Below are 20,871 nucleotides of genomic sequence, written 5' to 3'. Positions count from 1 at the left end.
GACTGGTGGTATCGGTATGTATCGTACGTGATTTCAAACTTCCGGATGGCTCGATTATCATGCCATGACCAGCGGCTGGGTGGCCAGACCGGTTGGCACCAATTGGAAATCGTCCGACCAATTAGCGCCTTCAGAACGGAACTGCTCCGGACCGATACTCGGTTGTTCAAGCGGAACAAGATGGAGGGGGCCGAACGTGTTTCGACGGGTGAGCACCCACTCCACTACCACCTGCCCTTCGTCGTTCACCAGTCCATCGAGATCGCACGCGAACGGCCGCCACGGGAGAATCCGCGAGGTGCCGTCATTGGGATGCCGGACCACAAGCGTCGCCGCTCCCATCGGGTTGAGTTCGATCCTTCGCGCCTTCCCGACCTCGACTCGCAACGCAATCCGTCCCGTGTAAAAGGGAAGTCCGTAGCGGGTCCAATCACCGACCGACAAACAGGAAGGCAACTCCGTAAGGGCGACTTTCCCATCCGAAGCATCCACCCCGAAATCGCCCAAAAGGTAGATCGCTTCGATGTCGGTCCCCTTCCGGAATTCCCGCGACAATACCAATTCGTTCGCTCCCTCCCGGAGAAGGCCTTCGGGAATGGGAACGATCCGGAAACAGGGATCGATGAACCAATCGGTTTCCGCGGGCACCTCCAAAGCGACCCCGTTACAAAAGATCCGCTGAGCCTCCGGTTCCTCGATCAGAAGACGGACCGGGGTATTCGGAATCCTCCTGACTTCGAAACCGAACCGGAGCCGGACCGGCGTTCCCTTCGCCGATGCCTTCTCCTTCCCCCTCGCCCACGGTTGCACCATCTGCCCCCCGCGGACCGACGTCCCGAGGCGCTCGGACAGTTTTTGTTCCACCCTCAGGACTTCCTCCTTTGCCTCCCACGGTCCATCGCCCACCGAAAACTCGGCCAAATCCAAGACCGCGATATTCGGTTCGTCCAACCGGCATTCGAAAGGCCCTTCGAGCGATCGCTCCTCTCCTTCGACCGACACCGCCGGGCTTTTCGCCTCAGGAACTTCGGCGCCGCAGAGGAAAAACCGTTCTTGCAAGGGATGGAAATCAGTCGTCCATGACACCTCGCCGCTCCCCTCCTCGGCCTCCACCGCGATTGCCTCACCGGTCAGGCAGTTCAGCTCAGTCACTGGTCCGGATCCAACGGCCCGAATGCGCACGTCCGTCCGGGATTCGGTATCCGAAGGGTTGAGTAGCGCGACAATCCGGCGATTCTCTGCGACCCTCACCTGACAAAACAGCCCTTCCCCAAAGGCGTTCAATTTCAATTCATCGGCCACCACGCTCGCCGACCGAACGGCTCCGGCAAGCGCCTCCCCTTCCAGCGGCACCACGTCGGATTTATCCCGCAAACGGATTGCCTCGCTCGACGGCGAGCAGTCGAGATGGTCCGGCGCCGGACCGGCGAAAATCACCGTCCCCCCGGCTCCCCGCAACCGGGCCAGCAATTCCAGGGTAGTTCGCCGCATGGTTTCCATACCCGCCACCACCACCGCACGGTAGCGCATCTTGCCGAGGGCCAGATAACCGGCCTCCTCATCGACCGACCCGCGCTCCGCCAGATGGGCTTCGTCCCCGTAATCGAAATCTACCTGGGAACCGCAGAGCCAGGTAAAGACTTTCCGATACACTTCTTCCAACTCCAGCACATGCGGATCGACCGCTCCGAGCCAGGTCGCCCAGCCTGGGCGGATTTGCCCCCAGAGGCTTTCCACCGGGCTGATCACCAGCACATCGCAGAGCGGACGTCCCGTCTGCAGAAGCAAATGCATCCGGCTGAAATAAGTTTCCACCACCGCGTATTCCGGATGCCAGACGGATTGGAACGAGATGCTGGCCGGATAATCGCGCTTCGCCTCACCGGCCATCGAATACCAGCTCAAATGGTGACAACGGAGGTTGATTCCGAAAAGGGCCTGCCAATCTCCGATCCGTTTGTGGTCCAGGAAATCGGTCTGCCATCCGGAGCAACCGTAGAGTTCGGACAATAACCACGGTCGACCCATCTGCCGGGCGACCGAGGCCAGCTGTTTGACCACCCAATAGCTTTCGTTCCGCAGATTCAAAATATCGACCCCCGGATAATCGAGAAATTCGTAATACCGCATCATCGAACCGCATGGCACCGCTTGGGCGGTCAACGAATCCTCATGGAGGACGTGCCCGGTGAGAACCAACCCGAGGTCCTGGCAGCGCCGCTGCATCGGGCGCGCCCAATTCTCCAGAAAGAGCCGCTGGCAGAGCTCCATGTAGGCCCATTTTACCGGAGACAATTTGAAACCTCGTCGACAAAGGAACAACTCCGGCAGGCGCTCACGCAGATCGTATCCAAAAGTTTCGAGGAATTCTTCCCAGAGCTTTGGCGTCCATGGAATCACCCAGGCCGGATTCTGCACTCCCGGTTGCCCGTGAGTATCGCAGAACACGAAGCCGCGATGCGGCTCATCGGTAAAGATTCCTTTGATGCTGCGTCCCAGCCGATCGCCGCAATGTTTCTTGTAAGTGTCGTGGGTAACCTGGAGAAAATGTTCGGTCGCCTCGGCGCACATCGTGTCGAGGTAGGCTTGGCCGTTGTAAAAGGAGTGCGGCTCCATCTCCTCCCAGGCGAAAAGGAGGAGCGACCGGCCCGGCGCCGCCTCGCCGCGATACCCGACCGATTCGTATTCTCCGAGTGCCAGTCCCTCGACTTCGGCGGAAAAGGCTCCCGCGAAATGTTCTTCGTCAGGCCAGCTCGGTTTCTCGCCGGGAGCGGCCATCGTCAGGCGGAGGTATTTCATTCGGTGACGCCTCTCGCGGGTTGCCAATCCCCCCGCCGATCCGCTGGGCCACCGGTCCTCGTCGTAGAGCCATGCCTCCATCCCGATCTTTTCGGACTCGTCGGCGCAGGCAATGATGCAGCGGAACCATTCCTCGCCGAGGTATTCGGTTTTCAAACCGGTTCGCGAATGCATGAAATAGCCGCCCATTCCCATCTCCTTGAAGATGCGGGCCTGGCGGATCAATTCGTCCGGTTCGAGTTTGCCGTTCCAGCTCCAGAACGGTTTCCCCCGCAAATCGGCCGAGGGATCGTTCCATTCTTTCCAAAAGGCTTGGTCCATAGGAATCCAACCGGCCTTTTCGCCGTTGACGGCGAACTGGATCCGGAACCGTGAGAAGAGAAATCATTGTTGCCGAGTTGCATCGATCCCCTCCGGCGTGACCCTCAGAATGTCGACCGCGCCGCCGGGGAACCGGAGTTCCACGATAAACTTTTCGCCCTCGCCTCGTGTTGAGATCTCCGGCAATTCCTCTTCCGGATCCGCCGCCAGGAGGAGGGTGACGAAGCCGGGGTTCACCGCGTTCGTCGTCGCCTTTAAAACCGGATTCTGGGTCCGCTCACCGGCGATGCCGGCCTCCAGCGAGAGAGAGTCCCCGCGATGCCGAAGAAAATGAACGTGCAGTTGCGCACCCCGTCTGCTCCCGGTGACCACCGCTCGTCCGTTGGTCTGATCCACCTCAAAGGTGTTTTCCGGAGCGGTTTGCAGGAGCCAGGTAAAATCATGCCGGGAATCGTCCTTCTTCATCTCGTCGACCACGAGCAGATACGGGTGGGGCGCCCGCGCAAAAACCATGTGCCGGATCGCCTGCCGTAGCCCGACCCGTCGGCGATAGGCGTGGGCCGCGTCACCGGTCACATGCACGAAATCCCCCAGGTCCTCGAATGCCAGAAGCCGCCCTTGCACCGCCGCGGCACCGCCATCAGTGTCCTGTCCGACTCCGTTGATAAGAATCGCATTGTGGTCGGAGGTCTTTCCTCGATGAGCCCCGGGGTCGATGGCGAGCCTTTCGCCACGCGCATAGAAGGTGAAGGTGTTTTCATCCCCATGGTTCCATACGCCCGTGATCCCCTCCCCCGAGGTGAAAGTCACCATTGAATCAAGGGCGTCCCATCCGTCGCGAATCGTGACCTGGCCCCGCGCAAAACGTCGGCTCAAAGGAAGGCCTGCCTCGCCCGGATGCTGCGGCTCGAGTTGTGGGTCCATCCAAAGGTAGACATACGGAACAGCGATCCCGCTGTGGCGCCCGCCGCTGCCGTAGCTGCCATCCCCCTCCTGGCCGAGCATAAGGTTCCACCCCCAAAGGCCCACCCGGTCACGGTAGCGCTGGATCAGGTGGAAAACAGTCCCACCCGGCATCAACGAATCACTGCTTTGGTTGAGCGGTATGACACCGCCCCCCCAGGGGCGCACTTGCCAAAGCACGTAGTCCGGCACGAGCGCGATGGAGCGGAATTCATCGATCAGGTTCGGTCCGCCGGCTCGCTCCAGCGCCACTGCGAACGGCAGCGAGTGCTGCAAACCATAGGCGGTATAGGCGATCCCCTCGTAACTGGCGCCCGTTTCATCCTTCGAATACTTGAAGTAGGCTCGCACCCGCTCTTCCGCACGAGTCGTCCAATCGGGTCGGTCGCCCAACACCAGCGCGCAAAGTCCCATGCCTCCATGAGCCACGCCATTCCAATTGTGCGCCGCCCGTCGACGCTCGTCATGCCCCCAGAACGCCGTCTTCGAGTTCTCGAACAGCCAATTCCCCAGGTCCTCGATCCGCTCCAGGACCACTTTCCGCTGATCGTCGTCCATGGCGGGATAAAGCCAATCGTAGCCGACGGCGAAGGCGTTGGCCGCGTCGCCGACCGCCAAGGCATCATTGAAACTGGAAAAGAGCGCCGCATCCGACTGGGCCGCCGCGGCGGCCAACACCTTCGCGCCGTGCCGGAGAAATCTTTCTTCGCCAGTCAAGTGACCCGCCAGCGCCAGGGTCGACACTTCGGTGGAGAGAACCCTGCCCGCCAGCTGAACCCGAAAATTGGCCTGGAAACTGTAAGGCTCCACCGGAATCTCGAGAAATTCCTCGGCATGGCGAAGCAGTAAGTCGAAAACGGGTGCTCCGGCTTCCGTTTCTTTTTTCTCCAACAACTGCGGCAAATCCTCCAAGGTGAAGAAGAGCCTCGGGTGGTTGCCGCTCTCCGACCGGGCAACTGCAGCGAGGCCAAGCCAAGAAAAGAAAAGGAAGGTCGTGGTAAACAGAGTCAACAGTGCTGGGCGTTTCATAGGCTTGGTGGCGGAATCCTCGGGCCGATCCCCGAGAGTGGCGGTTGAAGTTGAAGAGAGGTCCGGGTGATGGGGGGGTGGCACGGAATCCCGTGCGGGGCTCCAGAGGGAGATCATACAGGCCGCCAGGATTCCCGCGATCCCTATGCCGACCAGGAAGTCGGTCGATCCGAAGCCGACGCGACTGAATCGAAAGGTTGAGGAATCGCCGGAGCCTTCCGTCATTGCGGAACGCGTCCCCAGAAGGGGTCGTTGACATCCGTGGAAAGGGTCGTCGGATCCAGTCGCTCCACGTGTCCATCAGCGAACGCAATGTTCGCCATCCCGCCATGGATCCCGCCGGGAAGGTGTTGGCCGTTGTAAAGCGGGCCGATCGTGGACCGGTGCCCCCCGCCTCCGAACTGGCTGTCGCCGATTAACGCGACAAGCGAAGGGTCACGCGCCCACTCGAAGGACCGCACCGCGCCGGAGGGCACGGAATGCCAATAAAAGGAGAGAAGATAATGATTCGCCCCGTAACTGGAACCGGCCATCGGGGAATAACGATAGGTGTTGACACCGGCAGGACAAAAGAACATCGAGTCGCCGTTGTTGTCCATAAACGTCTCCATCTCCCGCTCCGTCAGATAGGGATGGATTTCGTAAAGCCATGCGAAACCGTCGGGATAGGGAGCGAGCCGGGAGGCTGGGGAACGGCCGTTTTCTTCGGCGAAAAGCAGCATCGTCATGGCCAACTCCCGAACCTGCGACTGGCATTGAGTCGTCCGGGCGGAGTCCCGGACGCGGCCGACGACGGGAATCAAAATGGCCGCCAAAATTCCAATAATCGCGATTACGGTTAAGAGCTCGATCAATGTGAAGCCACCTCTGTCGTTGCGTGACTTGGTGGTATCGAAGAAAGCTTGCATCATAATGTTCGTCCGTTGGGTCATTTAGTTAAACAATTTCCGTGGGAAAAATTCCGGTGAAGGGTTGAAATGGATGGGTTTTAATCAAAATAGAAGCCGATCTTTCGTCGCGGGACAAGCCTCCAGTCGTTTTATTCGTAAAGTGAACTTGCATTCCACCCCGACCGGGAAATGCTTGAAAACCGATGGCACCTGGCGGAGAGAGAATTTTGATGCGACATGTCGCGGAACGTGCCGGGGTCTCCCGGATGACTGTTTCGCTGGCGTTGCGTAACGACCCGAGCCTCCCGCCCTCGACCCGCCGTCGGATTCAGGCGCTGGCCAAGGAAATGGGCTATCGGCCGAACCCGCTGATCTCAGCGCTGATGGGGAATCTGCGGGCCAGCCGAACGTCATCGCCACAACTTGTCGTCGCCTTCGTCAGCGCGTTTCGGACGAAACACGGATGGAAAGCCTCGCCGATTTACGAGCGCTACTACAAAGGCGCGATCAAGCGAGCCGGCACCTTGGGAATCGACCTGCAACACTTTTGGTTGAACGCTCCGGACTTGAAGCCGGGCCGGCTCACAAAGGTCCTCCAATACCGGGGCATTTCAGGTTTGCTCATTTGTCCGATCCCCAATGCCGGCGGTACTCTTCCCATCGATTGGGAAAACTTCACCTCGGTCGCTCTCGGATACTCCCTGGCCTCCCCTTCGCTCCACCGCGCCTGCAGCAATCACTCCCAAGTGATGAGAACGATCATCGAAAAACTGGTGGCGCTCGGCTATCGAAAGATCGGGCTTTGCGCGCTCAAGGGGTCGGACGCTCGGACACAAGGCTCCTGGATCGCACAGTACTTGTATCAACATTGTCACGTTTTCAACATGTCTCCGCTACCGATCGGCCTGTTCGACGATTGGACTGATAGCCGGCCGATCCTCGATTGGGTTCGCCAGGCCCGCCCGGACGTGGTGATTTCGAGTTCGCCGATCGTCCGGGAGTGGCTGGAGGAAGCAGGTTTTGGGATTCCGGAAAACATCGGCTTCGTGCTCGCCGACGTTTCCGATACCGACCGGCCTTGCGCCGGAACCGACCAGCGTCCCGAGTGGGTGGGCGCGGCATCCATCGATCTGCTTGTCGGACAGCTTTATGTAAACGAACCCGGCATTCCCGCGGAACCACGGACCACCCTCATCGATTGCCGTTGGTGCGATGGTCCGACCGTCAAACGTTTGAGAGCTTAGCGCTCCTTGCCCGCTTCTTCTTCCAAACCCGTTTTACGGGGAAAGCTAACGAAAGCTTGTCGCCCGGGCACGATGTCATTGTGATTTCGGAGGTAAGTCCGAAAGATAGACCCATCCTGTTACTTTCGGATCCCCTCCATAGAAGAAACAACAATGAAGGCTGATTTTGCACTTCGCCTCCGTGCGCCTTTCTCACCCCGACCATGTTCCGGAGCGACGGCGCGAAAACTTTCCGGTATGACCGACGATTTACACGCATCAACCACCAAAACAAACCAAACCACATGAAAGTAAGTTTTTCTCTTCGCCAAATTACGGACTGGCTGATGTTGGCCGGCGTTCTCGGTTTCGCCTCATCCGTCTCGGCTCAATCGACGTTTCACGACAATTTCACTCGCGGCGCCGGACCGGTGGGCGGGCAATGGTCGCACATCAGTGTTGAGGGGCAGGTTTGGGGCGACTGGCAGATCGCCGGGACGCAAACCGAGGCCGTGAGCGCCGCGGCGGGACAAAGCGGTATGGTCCACACCGGCCTCGCGCTCTTCGAAGAACCTTTTATGGCGCAGGCGGACTTCTGGACGACTACGGCGCGCTGGTACGGGGTCATTTTTCATGCCGACCCGCAGAATATCGCCAGCCACTGGATCTTTCGGATTCAGCCTGGCACGAGCGCTGTGCAACTGTTGAGATTCGTCGACGGAGCCGTCCAAACGCCACTATCCGTTAATACGACGGTCTCTCCGGCGTTGACGCCGACCGGCAATTACCGGCTGCAGGTGCGCGGGACGGCCAACGGCAACGTAGAGGTTCGCCTCTTCGACGGAAACAGCGGGGCCGAATTGTGGAATGCCACCCGCACCCTCACCGCCGGAATCCCCGAAGGCGGCGGCTACGCGGGCGTTTATGCGGGCGGCAGCGGCGTCCGGGCGGTGAACTTCTCCCTCGTCGTCGGAGAAACTGAAACCGGCCCCGGCCTCACCCATTCCTTTCAGGATGATTTCGACCGGGCCGATAGTATGAATTTCGGTCCGCACTGGGAGCCGACCTCCGAGTGGGTTTTGCGAGATGCCACCGCGCAACGGGCGCCCAGCAACCTCGGCATGCTTCATTACACCGGCGCGGAACTCAGCCATCCCTTCCAAGTTGAAACCCAAGTGCGCGGACCGGACTTCGGCTGGCGCGGGATTGTGTTCCATCGCGATGGAGAGAATAGTTTCGTCTTCCGGCTTTCGGTCGCCAACGGCGGCCGCTGGCAGATTCTGCGCGAACCCGGTCCGGTGGTTCTGAGTACCGGAACGTTTGGCTTTGAGGCCGACGTTTACTACCGCCTCGCCGTTGAGAGCGCCGGCGAAGGCGAACCTTATCGTTTCACCATCCACGAGGTCGATGAAGAGGGCACCGTCGGCGACCAAGTCATGGTGAGGACCATAGCCTTCGCGAACTTTGCGGACAGTCAGGGAGGCACAGCCGGCATTTTCACCAATGGACCGGTCCAAAGCAACTGGTTTTCCTTGAGAACCGGACCGGAAGCCGGGGCGGATTACCTGGCGTGGCTCGACGAGCATTTCGAGGATGTGCTCGCCGATGAAGCGGCCCTGACCGCCGATTCGGACGGCGACGGAATCCCCAACGCCCTGGAATACGCACTCGATCTCGATCCCAAGACGCCGAACAGACGAGGCTTGCCCAACGCGATCAGCGGTACCGAAGGATTGACCCTCGAGTTCACCCGCCGCATCGGGGGAGACGCTCGCTATTCGGTCCAAGCCTCCAACGACCTGCAGGAATGGACGGAAATCGCCTCGCTGGCTCCGCGGGCCGACGAATGGGACGGAGACGCAACCGTCCGCGAATCGGAGGAGGACGGACGCATCGAAGTCGAAGTAGACGACCTCGCCGAGGGCGCTACCTCGACTCGCCGTTTCATGCGATTGGTGGTCACGGTCGACGGCGTCGAAGTGCCGGCCGAGCCGGTTTATTACGAAGAACTCGTTTTCGAGGAGCGGATCGTTCTGGACGAATCTTCCTGGGCCTGGAACACTGCCCCGTGGGATCAGGAAAAGATCCTCTCGGTGAATGGCTTTCAATATGCGATCTATTGGAACTCGAACAGCGTCCTCACGATTGCCCGGCGGGATTTGAGCGACGACTCGGTTCAGACGGTCACCTTTCCCGGGGAATCCCTCTGGATCGACAATCCCCACTATAGCACCGCTCTCGGCGTGAGCGAATCCGATGGTCGCCTTCATCTCTCCTACGGCCAATGGGTCAGCTCACTCAACTATATCCGGTCGGTCCCGGACTTCCTGACCAATCCGCCGTCGACGATCGAACGGTCGCATTTCGGCGTGCGCGAGTCGATGGTCGGCACGCAGGAAAACACCGTCACCTACCCCCGCTTTTTCAACGGACAGGACGGCACTCTCTTTTTCCTTTACCGGAGCGGAGGATCCGGAAACGGAGCCAGTTATCTCAACCGATACGACTCCACGACCGGCAGTTGGGCGCGAGTCGGTATGCTCTTTTCCAATACAGGCAACTTCACCTCCAGCGAATGCGGTAGCTCCAACAGCCGTAACGCCTATGAAAACGACATCATCGTCGATTCCAACGGACGCATCCATATCACCTGGGTCTTCCGGGAAGGATCGGGAACCTACACCAACCACGATCTGCACTACGCCTACAGCGATGACGACGGCAACACCTGGCGCAACAACGACGGCCTCCTGATCGCGGACCTGGCCGCCAATGATCCGATCAGGATCGACGATCCCGGTATCGTCGTGGCCGAACTCTCGTGCGGTATGGGGATCATCAATACCGGTGCCATGGTCGTGGACAGTTTCGGCCAGCCCCACGTCGTTCTGGTCCAGTCGACGTTCTTTTCGAACATCGGCTCGGTCAACCTGCACCACCGCCATTACTGGCGAAACCCAGATGGGTCCTGGTCGGCCCAATGGATCGATGACGTCGACGTAATTCGCGGCAGCCGTCCCCGCGGCGCGCTCGCGGTCGATCCCTTGGACAATCTCCACTATTTCTTTTTCGAGGGAGACGTCCTCAAATACTACACCGCGAAAGCGGATGACGGATGGACCGGCTGGAGCGGACGGAATCTCGCCCGCGGCGGCAGTGGCGAAGGTTTCCGATACGACCGGCGTCTCTGGGCGGAAACCGGCCGGATCGAGTTTCCTATCGTCCGCGGGGATCCCGAAATCTTTGAGTTGCAGATCCTGAAATGGATCGAACCCGAACTCCCGTAAACGACTCCACCCTTAACCACAAAAAAAACAACAGTCATGAAAGTTGCATTCTCTTTTTGTCGCGGCAAGCGCCTCCTGATCCTGGTCGGCCTACTGAGCCTGGTTGTGCCGGTTTCGGCTCAAGTGACGTTTCAGGACAATTTTAACCGCTCCCCCGGACCGGTCGGTGACGACTGGTTGAATTTCACTACGGAGGAATGGCGAATCGCGCTGAACGGGATCGAGGCAGTGAGCGGAGGAGGAATTACCGGAATGGTCCACACCGGATTGACGCTCTCGGACAAACCTTTTCTGGTGCAGGCAGACTTCTGGTCGGGCGAAGCACGCTGGTATGGGCTCATCTTCCATGCGGATCCGCTGAATCCCTCCAGCCATTGGCTTTTCAGGATTCAATCCGGAACCAGCGCTGTTCAACTGTTAAGGTTCACCAATGGGGTGGTCGCCCAGAACGCGATCAATACGACGATCTCCCCGGCATTGACGACCACCGGGGATTATCAACTCCAAGTGATTGCTCCGGCCAGCGGCAACGTCGAGCTCCGCCTTTTCGACGGAAATACCGGAAGTCAACTCTGGTTTGGCAGCCATAACATCACCGCCGGAATTCCGGAAGGAGGCGGTCTTGCCGGACTTTATGCGGCTAACAGCACGGTCCGGGCGGATAACTTCTACATGGAAGTGATCCCGGAACCCGCGACCGTCGGGATGGTCCTGGGACTCGCCGCCTTGTTTGGTGTTTTCGGCTACCGGCGTCTGCGCAGCAAACCCCGAAATTAATTGAATAAGATCCATCGCCCGTTATGCCCCGCCGAGGCGAAACGCGTGCCCCCCTATTGTTTCGTTTGATGGCTACGGCTTTCCGCCTCGACTGGCAAACGGTAGCAACACTTCTGCCGCACGCCTTCAATGAAGAAAGGAACGCCTCCGCTTAAGACTCCTTCAATGTTAAAACTGAAGACTCTGTTCGCGATGATCGGTTGGTTGACCGCCGCGAGCGCGTTTTTGATTGGGGTGCTTTACCTTTTTGGGTGGTTTTTTCGGCCGGACATCCACACGGGTCCGGCAACGCCCGAGCCCGAATCCCTGGCCCAAGTGGAGAAAAGCCGGGATATGTCGTTCGATTCCGAGAACCCGCCGGTCCTCCATGTGGACGTCGACTATTCTGAAGGAGAAGCCGGAGCCTGGTTTCCCAGAGGAGAATCCCCTTTCCTCGCGGAGTTGGTGGAGGAAGGACGTCTGCCGCCCGTGGCCGAGCGAGTCGGGCCGGAACCGACGGTGATGACCGGGCGGGACGGCACCGGCAACTACGGCGGCACTTGGTACCGCGTTGCTGTCTCGGAAGCTGACGTCGGGGTGATCTCGTGGCGGCTCGCCGGGGCGATGCTCCTGCGGTGGTCGCCAATGGGATATCCGTTGAAGCCGCATTTGGCACGCGGGTGGGAAGCCTCCGAGGACCGGCGCAAGTATATCGTGCACCTGCGCCGCGGCATCCGGTGGTCGGACGGGCATCCTTTCACGGCCCGGGACATCGAGTATTGGTGGCGCCACGAAGTCGAGCATTTCGATCAACGGCCACTCCCAATGTTGGTCCGGGGAGAACTGGGTGAAATCGAAGCCCTCGACGATTACACGGTCCGGTTCACCTTCCCCCACCCGAACGGAGTCTTCCCGGAACGGTTGGCGAAGTACGAATTCTGGGCGCCGGAGCATTTCCTCCGTCCGTTCCATCCGGATTTGGGCGATCCCGAAATGATCCGGGCGATGATGCGGGTGCAGGGAGTCATCAGCCCGCGGGCCGCTTATTTCCGGTTGAAGAGTTTCCGCAACCCGGAGCACCCCCGCCTCTGGCCGTGGGTGCCGCGGACCTACCAGGGGACCCCGCCCTATGATTTCGTCCGCAATCCCTATTACTGGGTGGTCGATATCGAAGGGAACCAACTTCCCTACGTCGACCGGGTGCTCTTCGACATCCGTTCCGAGGGGATGATTTCAGTGACGGCGGCTTCGGGAGACATCACCATGCAGTTGCGCAACATCCGCTACGACGATTACACGCTCTACATGAACGAACGGGAGCGGAACAACTATGATGTTTACCACTGGTTCCAAGGATCGGTTTCTACCTTCGTGGTCTTTCCAAACCTCAACCGCCGAATCGACCCGGCGCGCCCCGAAACCAAATGGAAGCACCAGTTGCTCAATGACAGACGGTTCCGGCAGGCGCTTTCGCTCGGAATAAACCGTGAGGAAATCATCACCGCCGAATTCCACGGGGAAACCGAACCGGCCCAGCTGGATCCGGGCCCCCAGTCGTTTTTCCATCACCCGGGCCTGTTCAAAAGCTTCACCGAATTCGATCCCGAACGGGCCAACGCCTTGTTGGACGAGATCGGCCTGACGCGGCGCGACCGCGAAGGCTACCGCACCTTTCCCGACGGCACCCGGATGACGTTCTATCTCCATGTAACCGACTTTTCCGGCGTGGGCCCCTCGCCTTTTCTTACAACCCACTGGTCCGAACTCGGGGTGCGAGTGATCTTGCAGGACCGCGCCCGCAATCTATTTCGGCGCCAACAGTTGGCCTTCGAACATGACTTGACCGTCTGGACCGGCGAAAGCGAATTTTACCCGTTGGTCGAGCCGCGGAATTTCGTCCCGGTCGTGCGACACTCCTTTCTCGCACCCGCATACGCTTTTTGGTACATGCTCGGCGGCCTTTACGGCAATCCGGAGGCGGCTACCCGACCGGGCGCCATCGAACCGCCGCTGGATCATCCGCTCCGCCGGGCGATGGAGGTTCTGGACGAGGCGGTGGGAGCGGCAACGCTCGAAGAACAAAGGGCAATATTCAACGAAGTCCTGGAAATCGCCGCCGAGAACGTTTGGAGCATCAACATCAGCACGGCTCCACCGCAGTTGGTAATCGTCCAAAACGGTTTCCGCAACGTCCCGGCCAATGCGATTTCCGGATACACGTTCAACACCCCCGCCAACGCCGGGATCGAAACCTACTTCTTCGACCATCCTTTCGATTCGCCCGGCGCGATCGCGGCGATGAAACGGTCGATGGTCGAAGTCCGGCCCAATCCGCGGATGTCGCTCCGGGTGGAATTCTCGGAGGAAGGGGAACGGACCGTGGCGTCCCCCGCCCGGGACTTCGTCAGCTTCGCGCTCAAAACGCTGATCTGGGGATCGGTCCTTCTCGGAGGACTCTTGCTGGCGGTAAAACATCCGTTCATCGGCCGACGTTTCATCATTCTCATTCCGACCTTGCTGGTGATCTCCATCGCCACCTACACGATCATCCAGTTGCCGCCGGGTGATTTCATCCAGGCCCGCATCCTCGAACTGGAGATGGAAGGAGATAGTGCAGCGATCCAGGAGATCAAGGAACTGCGGGATCTGTTTCATCTGGACGACCCAGTGGCGGTCCGCTATCTCCGCTGGCTCGGCCTTCCGTGGTTTCTCAGTTTCGATTCCGCCGATAAGGGACTGTTGCAAGGAAGTCTCGGACGATCGATGGAGGACACGCGGCAAGTGAACGACGTGGTCGGCGACCGGATTTTGCTCACGGTGGTTATCTCGGTTATCACCGTTTTGTTCACCTGGGCGATGGCGATCCCAATCGGAATCTATTCCGCCGTGCGACAGTATTCGTTCGGGGACTACATCTTCACCCTGATCGGATTTATCGGAATGTGTATTCCGAACTTCCTCCTCGCGTTGATCCTGATGTACGTCAGCGCCACCGTTTTCGACGCGCAGGTGAGCGGGCTATTCTCGCCGGAATTCGCGGCCCAGCCGGAATGGAACTGGGCGAAATTCAACGACCTGATGAAACACATTTGGATTCCGGTGATCGTGCTTGGGACCGCGGGGACGGCCTGGATGATCCGGGTGATGCGGGGCAATCTCCTCGACGAGTTACGCAAACCGTATGTAGTGACGGCCCGCGCCAAAGGGGTGCGACCGATGAAGCTGTTGTTCAAATACCCGGTTCGGATGGCCCTCAATCCGTTCGTCTCCGGCATTGGAAGCATTTTCCCGCAACTTATTTCGGGCGGGGCGATCGTGGCGATCGTGTTGAGTCTGCCGATGGTCGGACCTCTGCTGTTGAGCGCCTTAATGACGCAAGACATGTATTTGGCAGGTTCGATGCTAATGGTTTTGAGTTTGCTGACGGTGTTCGGAACCTTGGTAAGCGACCTTCTGCTGATGTGGATCGATCCCCGCATCCGGATGGGAGGCAGCAGATAGTCGGATTGCCTTCACCTATCAGTCGTCAGCGGAATCGATCCCGACCGGTGCATTGCGGTTCGGCCCCGGAGAAACCGGGTTGGAACAGTCGGATCCCACCCGCCGACGGGCCCACAGCAGGAAAATGCCGACACTGATCACCCCGAGCGAAACCGCCAAAATCTGCAAACGGCCTCCCAACGGATTGGGAAAGATCAGAAAAGAGAGGATGAACACCCCGAGAACGACGGCTAACGTTCCAATGAGTTTCAATTGTTGGGCATCATTGGCGGTCCCGATCTCCGTTTCAAAGTCAACCGGGGTTCGGGTGCGGACAAAAAACTCGTCGACCTGAGCTTGCTCCGCGGCCGGTCGCTTCCAATAAAAAGGGATGGTCGCAAGGTATGCGACCACCCCAACCACGCTGATCACGACGACCGTCAAATGGACTGGAATATCCATCAGACCGGTTTGCCCCAGGAAAAACGAGGTCATTGAAACCGATGCGCCCACCCCAAACGTGAACCAACCGGACCACATCGGCGTCCCCCGCACAAAAATCCCCATGAAAAGCGGAAGGAGCATAGGAACGAGGACCAGTCCGACCATTTTCAGAAAAATCTCGAACACCCCGATGGTTTGATTCACCCGCGAAATAAGAAGGGCAAGCGCGATGAGACAGATCCCGAGGCCGGAGGTAAAACAGCGTCCCAGGCGGAGCAAGTATTTCGGATCCTCGCTCGGAATGTTTCCCAGCAACCGCATCAACGCGGGATAACCGTTTCGAACGAATACGGCGGAGTTCGCGTTCAATGCGGTGTCGAGAGTGCTCATTTGCGCGGAAAACATGGCGACCACCATCAACGGCACGAAACCATTGGGAAGCAGTTGCATGCTCATGAACGCGTAAGAAACGTCGGTCGGGTTCGGCACCCCCAATCCTTCGATCTCCGCGGCGAAGAGCAGGCGGGCGACCATCGGAGGAATAAAGAAAACCGCCATGCCGATGACGCTAACCACCATCGCCAGCAGTGCCGCTTTCCGCGCGTGCCGGCCGTCCTTGCAGGAAAAATAGCGCTGACTCCCCATGATGCCGAGAATCGCGTATATCTGGATGACCCCGACGCCAATCAACCAACTGAATCCGTAATTCCCCCCTTCCCCGCCTCGCGTCACCATGGCGAAGTCGTTCTGCAAGCCTTGAGATTTGACCGCCCCGAAAAACCCTTCGAATCCCCCGATGAGTTGCAGCGAAAGGATGGCCATCAACAGTGCCATCGAAAAGAGCACCAACCCCTGGAGAAAGTCGGCCGCCAGGATCGCCCAATTTCCTCCGAGCAGGGTGTAGAACACCACCACCAGTCCGGTGACGAAAATCACCCGTTCGATTGGAAAATGAAAGATGGTCGAGGCAAAGAGGGAGAGTTGGTAGAGCCCCAACGCCCCCATCATCACCACCATCACGATGCTGTAATAAGTAAAGAACTGCTGAAAACTGACACCGAAGCGGTCCCGGACCATCTCCGCAAACGTCGTCACCCGCGCCTGACGATACCAGGCGGCTATTCCCAGAAACAACAGCAGATAACAGACGGTGTTGACCACATAGATCCAATGGATACTGAAACCGGAACGGTAAGCGACCCCCGCGTTCGCAATGAATGTCTGGGTACTGATCCCGCTCATCACGATACTCATCCCGACCAGCCACCACGAACTGCGGGAACCGGCGCGGAAGTAGTCGGTATCGTCTTTGTTGAGCCGTTTGAAAATAAACCCGAGGCTCAACAAAAAGAGAAAGTAAACTCCGATTACGAGATAACTAAGTGAATTGGCGTGGACGGTTTCCATCAAAAAAGCTGCCCGGCCTCGATGATCTGCGACTCAGCGTCGGCTCAGTTTATAGTTGAAGCTTGGCGATCGGAGGCTGTACCAAGGACAAAGCCAGCCAGCCTTGGGGCCCGAATCGTCATAATAAATATGATACACCCCGTCTTCCTGGTCAACCACCGCTTCCCGGACGTTGCATAGGTCACAATCGCCCGGACCCTGGCCATGCGAAAATCCCAGCCCGTGGTTCCGGGCGGGAAGTCGGAGGGGGCCCGTCGGACGCCCGTCGTGATAGCTGGTGTCCGGCGAATGGATCGTTAAAGCGGTCATGTAAAAGTTGATCGGGTACGACCAAAACCCAAGCGGCTTATCCCCTCCAAAGCAAGAATCAAGTGTCGCAAATCCGAAATCTATCCCGAACGAATCCAGCACCGGATATCGCTATTGCTTGTAGAAAACGACCTTTGCCGAAAAACCAAAACGGTTTGTCGCAAATTCGAAATCGAAACCGTGGCGGGATTGGGCGAAAAGCCCGCTGCCCTTCGCGACCCAACAGAGTTTGCGAAAGGGCCACACTCCCGTCTTCATGTTGAAGGAGCGGCGCCCTTACGGATCGATCGCGTACACTCTGAAATTGCGATAACGAGCCTCCGTCGGTTCCATCTGACGAAAACCTATCTTGCCACCGCCATGGATCGGCCCCGCACGCTGCCCATCATCAACAAAATCGATGATGGTTCGGCCATCGACAGACATTTGAATCCGTCCTCCTTTTTTCCTTAAGACCACCTCATGAACCGTGCCTTCTTCCCCATATGTCGGAATACCGATAGGGCCATTGGCGAGAAGATAGAATCCGTAATTTTTCCGGAGATGGGACACAGGTCGGGCACTGGCGTGATAGGAAATGTGATAATTGTCAATATCGCCTTTGACATATTGCCTAAAATCACCATTGCGCGTATCTAATACCGGGTCGAAAAGGTCTTCACCGTTCCTTCCCTCCGCCGAAAAGAAGATGATACATAGCCCGCTTCGGCCAAGCATCTCGATTTCCCATTCGGCCTGAAAATCTTCAGGAAAATCTTCGGGGCACCAGAACACGAAATGCCCGTCAGGTCCCTGGGGTCGCTTGGATTTCATCGCCATCCATCCATCGGAAAAATCGATTTCTCCCTGCCCTTCCAAAACCCAACCCTCCACGTCAACGCCCCGGGCAAGATCGTTTTCATAAAGAAGTTGGCCTCGATTCTCCTTATGAGAGAACTCGGGGAGATCATCGACGCCCAACAATGGGTCGAAAAATCTCCAGAAATCTTTTCCCACAACCTCCCGCAGGTTCGCGGTCTCAAACAGATCCGCCGAGACTCGAATATCCGCGACCGCGAATCGCTCCACATGCACGATGACTTCCTCCGCGTTCCCAACAGGCAACGGCTGACTCCTGCCCACAAGGTACGGCGTGCCGTTCAGGAAAGCGTTGATATCGCCCCGCTCTCCATCCCAATAAAGCGCAAAATGATGCCATTCCGGTCCGGGAAACTCGGGCAGGTGAAGTCGGATATGTCGTTCAAAGACCACCTCCCTTTCCCCTTCCCATTCCACAAAGACGGTAACCATTTCGCTTCGAGCTTGGAAGTAGACCTCGAGCGCACCAGGCAGTGTAACGAGGGTTTCCCGGACCGGCTCCGCTTCCGACCCACTTTGGTAATACGCATCCGTCCGAAACCAGAACATGACGGATCCCTTTCCTGCAAGCGGCGTCTCCAAGTCACCTTTTACGACCGCTGGCCCATTCAAGCCTTTGAATCCGGGAACAGAATCCCGGGGTCCCTTCACCCTCTTCAGGCCGGACTCCCCGAGCACTTTGGTCGCCCCCGCTCCCATTATTTCAATTGGGTCCTCCTCAGTCGTTCCGGACCCATTGCTTGGCGGATTAAAGTCCTCCGCGGGCTTGCCTCCGATGAGAGGAATTTCCGGCGCTTTCGCGTAGAAGACAATCTCCCGACCCTCGGTTCCCCCCCCACGATCAGCGAGCATAAAAAAACCAAAGACGTTTTCCGCGGCATTAAAAGGAGCAGCAAACGTCATAATTCCAATTGATAGAAAAACCGAAACATATCTCATATCATCAATAAAGTGAGAACACCGAAGGCGTTGGATTGTGTATCCGACTCTTGAAAAGCAGTTTATCTTTATACTTGGGTTAGGGAGAAAAACGAAGCCAACAATACCGCCTGGCGCGGATGCCAATAAAAAGGGTTACTTCAATCAAAAGCAAGACTCATTCTCGTGCCGGCCCCGTCGAAAATGTAACCTGATGTGGTGGGATCACCATCGTGTCATTGCGAGGAGGCTCCGCCGACGAAGCAATCCACGAAACAGCGGCCCGCGCCCCCTTTACAGGAACGTGAATTGCCGCGTCAGTCGCTTCTCCTTCCTCGCAATGACAGACCGTTGTCTGTTCTTCCCACCACTTTCAATCGCGCCCCCGTCGAGCCCCTCAAGGCAGGAAAATGTCGCATCCAATCCGGACGCAACCTTCAGCCGCCACCAATGACCGCGATCCGGCAGTCCCTCCGATAGAGATCACTCTCCGACGCCCGGTGGCTTTGAGTCTATCGAAGCGAGAAAAGTCCCCGGAGTTTTCCCGGTGTGGCGTTTGAAGACCCGGTAAAAATACGGAAGGTCGTTGAAGCCCGCTTCCAGGGCGGCATAGAGGATGTGCCCGGTTTGCCGCAATCGTTCCGTGGCATAGCTGAGCCGTTTTTCCGTGAGATATTCGATCGGCGTTTTCCCGGTGCGGGCCTTGAAAAGAGTGCTAAAACGCCGGGTGGACAATCCACAGAGCTCCGCCAAATCCCTTACTTGAATCGCTTCGTCGAACCGGTTGTCGAGGTATTCCAGAACCCCTTCGAGGTCGTGTTCATGCCGGGTCCGTTCCTTGCCAAAACCAGCTTTTAACAGGAAGCGCCGCAAGTTCACCAGGAGGTCCAACAAGGCGGCATGGGACGACGCGGCGCTCTCATCGGTGGGAGCAAACCGTTCGCGCAGCAGCGTTTTCAAAATACCCCGGATCAGATTTCGCTGGTAACTGTTGCCAATCCCCAGTGGCTTCATCGCCGGAAAAACCGCCCGAAAGTCCTTCTCCAAATCCCTCAGCAAATCGTTCTTCCTCGTCGCATCCTCATTCCAACAGGCGATCACCAAGGTAAGCGGATCCTCCGCGACATCGACAAAGCGATGATTCTCGCCGGCCGGCAGAAAAATAAGGTCGTGCCGCTGGATCGGAGCCCGTAGCCGCGGACGTTCGAGCACCCCGCTTCCCACCGCGACCCAACAGAGTTTATGGAAAGGCCAAACCCCCATCTCCATGTTGAAGGAACTGGCGTGATGGCTCTCGAACACCGCGATTCCCCATGGCGGAAAAACGACGTCCTCGGGACGGTTGCGACGACTCACTTCCAAGGCTGACATAACGATCTACCGGGTTACGAAACCACCGATTTCCGAAAAATACAATCGTGAACGGCCGGTTTGGCCAAGACTCAATCGTCGGGTGGCGCTATTGTTATCTCGAAGGATAATTCTGCTTATGGACGCCGCCACCACTCCCGTATTCGCCCTGCCCCCCGACGTTTTTCCCGAGGAAGTGATGCGGGCTCTCGGTGTGACGTTGGACGGACGGCCGATCAAGAAACGGATCGTCCGGTTGGCCGATGAAGTCGCGGAGGCGGTTCGTCTCCATGCCAAACCCCGGATCGCCGTACGGGAGTTTGGCCCGGCGCGCCTGCTTTCCCTTTTCCCTCGCTCATCCTTTCTCACCCGTCAAATGGATCCGGCCTCGGTCGCGGCAACTGTCGCAGGGACGGTGGGCGCGGAATTCCAGAAATTCTGCGTGAACCATCCGGACCCCTGGTTCCGGCATGCCTTGAGCGCGGGAGCGACCGCCCTGGCCCGCCGCTTGCTGAAGGACAGTCAAATCCTGCTCGAAAACCGGCACCCCGGACTGACCGCCGGCGCGGTCCTTTCGCCCGGAAACGGCGGCCTGCCGCTCCGTTTTCAACGAACCCTTTTCGAACTCCTCCCGCCGAAAATCGCCGGAATCACCTTTGATTCGGAAACCCTGGCGATGCAGCCGCTGGCAAGTGTCAGCGGAATCGTCGGCGTCGGGGCCTACACCCGCCGGACCGGTTCACCCTGCCGGACTTGTCCATCCGGTAGTTGCGGCCTCCGAGAGGAACCGTTCGCTCAGGCCCCCCGAAATTCACTGACTGAGGCAAAATCCTGACT

Annotated in this window: 11 protein-coding genes and 1 pseudogene; 6 read left to right on the top strand and 6 right to left on the bottom strand. The window is 58.3% G+C overall.

Translation table 11 applies throughout. The features are described 5' to 3' along the window. Positions 1-57: 57 nt before the first annotated feature. The 3 genes from ACWUI2_RS08545 to ACWUI2_RS08535 form a co-directional block, all read right to left on the bottom strand. Complete coding sequence (locus tag ACWUI2_RS08545) at positions 58-3,120, bottom strand: glycosyl hydrolase family 2 protein (RefSeq protein ID WP_486982434.1); 3,063 nt, start codon at positions 3,118-3,120, stop codon at positions 58-60. Positions 3,121-3,183: 63 nt separating this feature from the next. Then, positions 3,184-5,112 carry a heparinase II/III domain-containing protein gene (locus ACWUI2_RS08540; protein WP_486982433.1) on the bottom strand — a complete coding sequence of 643 codons (1,929 nt, stop codon included), beginning with the start codon at positions 5,110-5,112 and terminating at the stop codon, positions 3,184-3,186. 221 nt (positions 5,113-5,333) lie between these two features. Beyond that, positions 5,334-6,023, bottom strand: a complete 690-nt coding sequence (locus tag ACWUI2_RS08535) for a prepilin-type N-terminal cleavage/methylation domain-containing protein (protein ID WP_486982432.1) — start codon at positions 6,021-6,023, stop codon at positions 5,334-5,336. Between the two features lie 209 nt (positions 6,024-6,232). Here ACWUI2_RS08535 and ACWUI2_RS08530 point away from each other — a divergent pair, with 209 nt between their 5' ends. The 5 genes and pseudogenes from ACWUI2_RS08530 (at position 6,233) to ACWUI2_RS08510 (ending at position 14,769) form a co-directional block, all read left to right on the top strand. After that, the gene (locus ACWUI2_RS08530) at positions 6,233-7,246 is read left to right on the top strand and encodes a LacI family DNA-binding transcriptional regulator (protein ID WP_486982431.1); all 1,014 of its coding nucleotides are present in this window, start codon (positions 6,233-6,235) and stop codon (positions 7,244-7,246) included. 284 nt (positions 7,247-7,530) lie between these two features. Next, entirely contained in the window at positions 7,531-10,512 is a 2,982-nt protein-coding gene (locus tag ACWUI2_RS08525) for a BNR repeat-containing protein (RefSeq protein WP_486982430.1), read from the top strand. Positions 10,513-10,548: 36 nt separating this feature from the next. Next, a complete protein-coding gene (locus tag ACWUI2_RS08520) occupies positions 10,549-11,289 on the top strand; it encodes a PEP-CTERM sorting domain-containing protein (RefSeq protein WP_486982429.1) in 741 nt (246 codons plus the stop codon). A 129-nt stretch (positions 11,290-11,418) separates the two neighbouring features. After that, positions 11,419-13,107 (top strand): annotated as a pseudogene (locus ACWUI2_RS08515) (ABC transporter substrate-binding protein); the annotation flags it as partial. 621 nt (positions 13,108-13,728) lie between these two features. Next, positions 13,729-14,769 carry an ABC transporter permease gene (locus tag ACWUI2_RS08510; RefSeq protein ID WP_486985055.1) on the top strand — a complete coding sequence of 347 codons (1,041 nt, stop codon included), beginning with the start codon at positions 13,729-13,731 and terminating at the stop codon, positions 14,767-14,769. An 18-nt stretch (positions 14,770-14,787) separates the two neighbouring features. Here ACWUI2_RS08510 and ACWUI2_RS08505 read toward each other — a convergent pair whose 3' ends face one another. The 3 genes from ACWUI2_RS08505 to ACWUI2_RS08495 all read right to left on the bottom strand — a co-directional run bounded on the left by ACWUI2_RS08505 (position 14,788) and on the right by ACWUI2_RS08495 (position 20,055). After that, positions 14,788-16,599 carry a sodium:solute symporter family transporter gene (locus tag ACWUI2_RS08505; RefSeq protein WP_486982428.1) on the bottom strand — a complete coding sequence of 604 codons (1,812 nt, stop codon included), beginning with the start codon at positions 16,597-16,599 and terminating at the stop codon, positions 14,788-14,790. A gap of 585 nt (positions 16,600-17,184) precedes the next feature. Next, positions 17,185-18,705: a DUF1961 family protein gene (locus ACWUI2_RS08500; protein WP_486982427.1), complete on the bottom strand. Its 1,521-nt coding sequence runs from the start codon at positions 18,703-18,705 to the stop codon at positions 17,185-17,187. Positions 18,706-19,167: 462 nt separating this feature from the next. Further along, a complete protein-coding gene (locus ACWUI2_RS08495; protein WP_486982426.1) occupies positions 19,168-20,055 on the bottom strand; it encodes a helix-turn-helix domain-containing protein in 888 nt (295 codons plus the stop codon). 118 nt (positions 20,056-20,173) lie between these two features. Here ACWUI2_RS08495 and ACWUI2_RS08490 point away from each other — a divergent pair, with 118 nt between their 5' ends. Then, positions 20,174-20,869: a hypothetical protein gene (locus ACWUI2_RS08490; RefSeq protein ID WP_486982425.1), complete on the top strand. Its 696-nt coding sequence runs from the start codon at positions 20,174-20,176 to the stop codon at positions 20,867-20,869. Positions 20,870-20,871 lie beyond the last annotated feature (2 nt).

It is taken from the genome of Verruconatronum alginivorum (assembly GCF_056590205.1).
The sequence above is the reverse complement of the archived record's forward strand: the minus strand, read 5'-3'. Positions and strand labels throughout refer to the sequence as shown.